The sequence below is a fragment of the Candidatus Magnetobacterium casense genome (assembly GCF_019173545.1).
Classification (GTDB): Bacteria; Nitrospirota; Thermodesulfovibrionia; order Thermodesulfovibrionales; family Magnetobacteriaceae; genus Magnetobacterium; species Magnetobacterium cryptolimnobacter.
On record NZ_JABXWD010000253.1, the window covers coordinates 1 to 5063 of the forward strand.

Annotated in this window: 4 protein-coding genes; 2 read left to right on the top strand and 2 right to left on the bottom strand. The window is 48.7% G+C overall.

What is annotated here, in order from left to right:
• Positions 1-154: 154 nt before the first annotated feature.
• Both HWQ67_RS12510 and HWQ67_RS12515 read right to left on the bottom strand, forming a co-directional pair.
• On the bottom strand, positions 155-1600 hold the full coding sequence (locus tag HWQ67_RS12510) for a hydrogenase 4 subunit F (RefSeq protein WP_218253025.1): 1446 nt from the start codon (positions 1598-1600) through the stop codon (positions 155-157).
• Positions 1601-1603: 3 nt separating this feature from the next.
• Complete coding sequence (locus tag HWQ67_RS12515) at positions 1604-2269, bottom strand: formate hydrogenlyase (protein WP_218253026.1); 666 nt, start codon at positions 2267-2269, stop codon at positions 1604-1606.
• 202 nt (positions 2270-2471) lie between these two features.
• On the opposite strand from HWQ67_RS12515, the gene HWQ67_RS12520 reads away from it, so the two are divergent.
• Entirely contained in the window at positions 2472-3011 is a 540-nt protein-coding gene (locus tag HWQ67_RS12520; RefSeq protein ID WP_218253027.1) for a Uma2 family endonuclease, read from the top strand.
• A gap of 117 nt (positions 3012-3128) precedes the next feature.
• A complete protein-coding gene (locus tag HWQ67_RS12525) occupies positions 3129-4604 on the top strand; it encodes an ATP-binding protein (protein WP_218253028.1) in 1476 nt (491 codons plus the stop codon).
• Positions 4605-5063 lie beyond the last annotated feature (459 nt).

Consider the following 5063-nt stretch of genomic DNA (forward strand, 5'->3'; position numbering starts at 1 on the left):
AGGGGGCTGGCCCCCTTGCAGGGGGTTCTGAAGGGGGGCGGAGCCGCCCCTTTCTTTCTTCTATTCAGGCAATTTTGATACCCGAAAAAACTCGAATCCGATCAGTATACATGTTTATGCTCTCTTGCTTACTTATAATTTTCCACACTGAGTCTCACTTCAGATACTCTGCAACGTTTTTCAGCCACTGATCAAAGAAGGGTGGAATGTAGAGGCCGATCATCAACACCAACGCAGCGTGCAACACGATCGGTACGTAGGCCACCTGCACGGGGTGCTGATATGAGGGCACCTCGGCCATGACCATCGACTGAACGCGTCTAAAGAGCGCCGAAGCGGCCACCGCCAGCCCAACAACAAGCACCGGGACCAGATACGGGGCACTCTTGACCGTTGCGGTGAGAATCAGAAATTCACTGATAAAGACGCCAAATGGGGGCATCCCCACAATGGCCATGACCCCGAACATCAGCCCCCAGCCAACAACCGGATTGCCCCTGATAAGCCCCCTGATCCTGCTCATCTCCTGGCTTCTGTGCATCTGTATGGCATGACCGCCGGTGAAGAACAGGGTGGACTTTGTCAGGCTATGCACAAGCATGTGAAGCAACGCCCCAAAAGTAGCAGTGGCCCCGCCAAGGCCAAAGGCAAACGTCGCAATGCCCATGTGTTCGATGGAAGAGTAGGCAAACATGCGCTTTAAGTCCTTCTGCCGCAGGATGGAAAAGGCGGCAACGATAACCGACAGCAACCCAAAACCCATCATGATATTGCCGGCATGGTGCGTCCCCAACGAGGCATCCACCAGCACCTTGCACCTGACCAGGGCATAGAGGGCAACGTTTAAGAGCAGCCCCGACAACAGGGCTATCGGTGGGGGCCCTTCGCTGTTGGCGTCGGGGAGCCAGTGGTGGACGGGGACAAGCCCCATCTTGGTGCCGTATCCAACCATGAGGAACACAAATGCCATCGACAGTATGTTGGGCTCCATCATGCGTCCTACGCTGTTGAGGTTTGTCCACAGGAGGGCCTCACCGCCCTCACCGAGCACCTTTTCTGCCGCAAGGTAGAGCAAGATCGTCCCAAAGAGTGCCTGGGCAATCCCCACGCCACAGAGTATGAAGTACTTCCATGCCGCCTCAATGGAGGATGGCGTGCGGTACAGCGATACCAAAAGGACCGTGGACAACGTGGCCATCTCCATCGCTATCCACAGTATGCCGACGCTGTTTGTCAGCAGTGCCACAAGCATCGTGGCAATGAACAACTGAAACAACGTGTGATAGTACCTCATGCGTTGTGGCCCCAGGGCGCCATGCTGTTGTTCCACGGTCATGTATCTTCGGCTGAAGACGGAAGTAGTCATCCCGACAAAGGTGGTGATAAGCTCCAGGTATACACTGAAGGCGTCGGCAAAAAGGAGTTCATCGGCCACAAGCACAGGGCCTTTAACATGGACATCCCAGGCCAGCCACATCCCTGCCAGAAACGTTACAACAGAGGCGGCAACGTTTATTTCGGCAGCCAATCGCCGCTCTCTGACAACAGCCAGGACACCGGCAGCAAACAGCGGCAGGCACAGCAGCACCACAAGAGACACCGCCTAGTCCACCTCCTTGAGTCTTGCCAGTTGTTCGACGTCGAGGGAGTCGAAATTGGAGTGTATGTGGAAGAAGAACACGCCAAAGATAAATGCGGCAATGAGTATATCCAGGGCCACCCCAAGCTCTACCAGCAACGGCATCCCGTAGGTGGCGTTTGTGGCCGCAAAGAAGAGTCCGTTTTCCATTGCGAGGAAACCTATGATTTGGGTGACGGCGTTTTTCCTGATGATCATCATCAGGAGTCCCAACATAACGGTGGCCAGTGCAACCGCCAGGGTAGAGCGTGTCACAAGGGTTGAGAGTTCCCTGATGGGGGAGACCAGGTGGTAGGAGAATATGACCAGGGCAATGCCAATGAACATGATCGTTGGGACGTTAAGGATGGTTTCGACCTCCTTGTGTATCTTTAATCGTCTGACGAGGGTGTGCAGTATATACGGCAGCAGGAGCACCTTCAGTACCAGCGTTAGGGCTGATGAGATGTAGAGGTGGTGACGGTTGACCACAAAACCCACCAGGGCAGTGTTTACGGCAAGAAACAACCCCTGCCACGTAAACAGAAAGATAAGCCCCGACATCCTCCTTTGCACCAGCATACCAAATGCCGTCAGCAGGATAAAGGCAGCCAAAAAGCTGTTTATGTGATGCACAAGGTCTATGTACATATCCGGCAATATCCCCAAGAGATTTACCGTCTCTTGATAATCAATTCTAAACCATTGTACCAGTGGGTGTCAATCTAAAAAGCTAGCTCCTTATCACGGACAAAACATTCTTGCTGTTAGAAAAAACTAATTGCGCCATTGACAAATACCGTTGCGCTATGATAGCGTATAACAATAAAGGGAAGGATACGTTGAAGGGTTTATGCAAACATTAGAATCAGAAGATTTAAGGACATTTGATTTAACACAGATAATTAATGGGGAGGAGTTTGTGTCGCCTAGTCCGTTAAGTAAGCATCAGGGGATTGTTTTTAAACTTAGCACTATTATCAACACATACATCCGAAACAAAAAAATCGGAAAGGTCTTTATCTCACCACTTGATGTTATTTTAGAGGATGGCTTAAACAGGCTTCAACCTGATCTGATATTTATACATAAAAACAATAAGCATATACTACAAGACTGGATACGTGGAGTCCCTGATATGGTTTGCGAGGTGGTATCTAAGAACACCTTGCATATGGATACCGATAAAAAAAAGAAGATATATCAACGCTATAGAGTACCCGAATATTGGCTGGTCTACCCCGAGTATGGTACGCTTGAGATATATACCATTAAAGATGGCGAGTATGAACTGTACTCATCGGCCATTGACGAGGGAGTCGTGAGGTCAAAGGCCATTGAGGGGCTTGAGGTTGGCGTTAGTGAGATATTTGAAGAAGATACCTGGGATTGATTAGGAGGGAGTATATTTGAAGCATTAGTCTACGTGTTTCCTCAATTATTATAAGACAGGTTAATATGTTCAGTTTTTTTGCTACACATAAGACATAATTACAAGAACGGGGATTTCATGAACAACGGATATTCAAGGATAATCATACGTTTAGTGGCAGGTTTTTTCTTGTTTTTGGGCATCATCGCTGCGTTGGTAGGGATATCGGTTTCGTACCTGAGCGACATGGAGGTCTCCATTGACAAGATCGTGAGGCTGCACAACGTGCGGTTGGGGATTGCTCAGGATATGCGGTACTTTGTGCGTCATAGTGCCGTGCTTGTGCGAAACGTCCTGCTTTTGGATGATCCTGCCGGGAAATACTCAGAGCTTAAGCGTTTGTCAGAGGCCAGGGGGCAATATATGGAAAAAAGGAATGAGTTGATGGCAGACCTCCATGATGACAAGTCAAACGCCCTGCTTAAGAGGCTCCAGGAGGAGGATGCGATCACCCTTGCGCTGTGGGATAATGTCGTTGAGCTATCGTTATCGGGCAAAAGGAAAGAAGCGACCGATTTGCTTGTCACCGAAGTGCGCTCCGTCCAATGGAAGTGGCTGGCTGATCTTAACGCCCTTGTTGAGGCAGAAAAGGAACACGTCAAAGACGCCGACACTTATGCCGCTAATATGTACCGGCAGGCAAAGGTAATTATCAGTCTGTGGGGATTGTTGGCGGTTATCCTGGGCAGCGCAATATCCGTGGCAATAACAAGGAGCATAGCCGCCCCGTTGGAAGAGACGATTAAGTCAGAGGTGGCCAGGCGCAGAGAGCAAGAGCAGGTATTGATATATCAGGCAAAGCTGGCCAGAATGGGACAACTGCTCGTAAACATCTCCCACCACTGGAGACAGCCCCTGCATACCGTTGGATTAATCATACAGGACATACAGGAGGCCCATGAGCACGGTGAGCTGGATGCTGCCTACATAAACAATGCCGTGGCAGAGGCTATGCAGGAATTAAAGGGCATGTCGGAAACCATAAACGACTTCATGAACTTCTACAGACCCAAAGAGGAAAAGGAACTCGTTGACTTAGAGGTGGCCACGGCAGAGGTCTTAACCCTGCTCTATCCAATACTCAACGGCAATCTCATAGATTTTACGATCACGTGCCACGCACACAACAAGACCGTTACAAATGTATCAGAGGTAGCCGGTTGTGGTTATCTGATGTTCGATACGTACAAACAACACTTCCAGTACGTCATGCTAACCATACTGAGCAACTCAAAAGATGCCATCCTGCACCAGAGACAACTGGGGTTACTTGACAAGGACAGCAATGGTATCATATTTGTGGATTTTTATCATATGGAAGACGTTATAAAGATAACCGTCAGTGATAACGGCGGTGGCATCAGAGAAGACATAATGGACAAGATATTTGAGCCGTACTTTACGACCAGGGAGCAGGGCAAGGGTGTGGGGCAGGGGCTGTACCTGTCGCGGATAATCACAGAGACGCATCTCAATGGCAGGATCGGGGCAAGGAACATCAAGGGTGGGGCCATGTTTGAGGTCGTACTGAGACATGGACGTGTGGCGGCATGATTATTATAGCACGTTTCGATTGCGTGCGATACAAGAAAAAAAGGGGCGGCTCCGCCCCCCTTTAGAACCCCCTGCAAGGGGACCAGTCCCCTTGACCCCGTAAAAATGTCGTGTGTTTTGTATTTAATCCAATAGAAATCTACTATAACACAAATTCGGAACCAAAGGACTTGGGCATAAATAATTTATTATTTCAAGTCTGTTAGGAGTGGTAAATAAAATACTCAACGCAAGCATATACCGCAAAAAACCTTTTATACAGCTGCTGAGTTTTTTGACAAAATTTGGTGCAGGTGTGACCAGATGGGGTGGGTTCAGCAAAACATTATACTGTTTTCTATCTGAAAATGAACTCAACTTTCGCAGTAAAAAAGTAGGGGTGGATTGTTTATTCATAAGGAATTTCATAGCAAATATATCTCTGTTTGTTGTATAATAGTATTACATTGAGGTAACACT

Bases quoted from the DNA above. Each gene is read 5' to 3' on its own strand.
- HWQ67_RS12525 (WP_218253028.1), top strand. From the start codon at position 3,129: ATGAACAACGGATATTCAAGGATAATCATACGTTTAGTGGCAGGTTTT.
- HWQ67_RS12515 (WP_218253026.1), bottom strand. From the start codon at position 2,269: ATGTACATAGACCTTGTGCATCACATAAACAGCTTTTTGGCTGCCTTT.
- HWQ67_RS12520 (WP_218253027.1), top strand. From the start codon at position 2,472: ATGCAAACATTAGAATCAGAAGATTTAAGGACATTTGATTTAACACAG.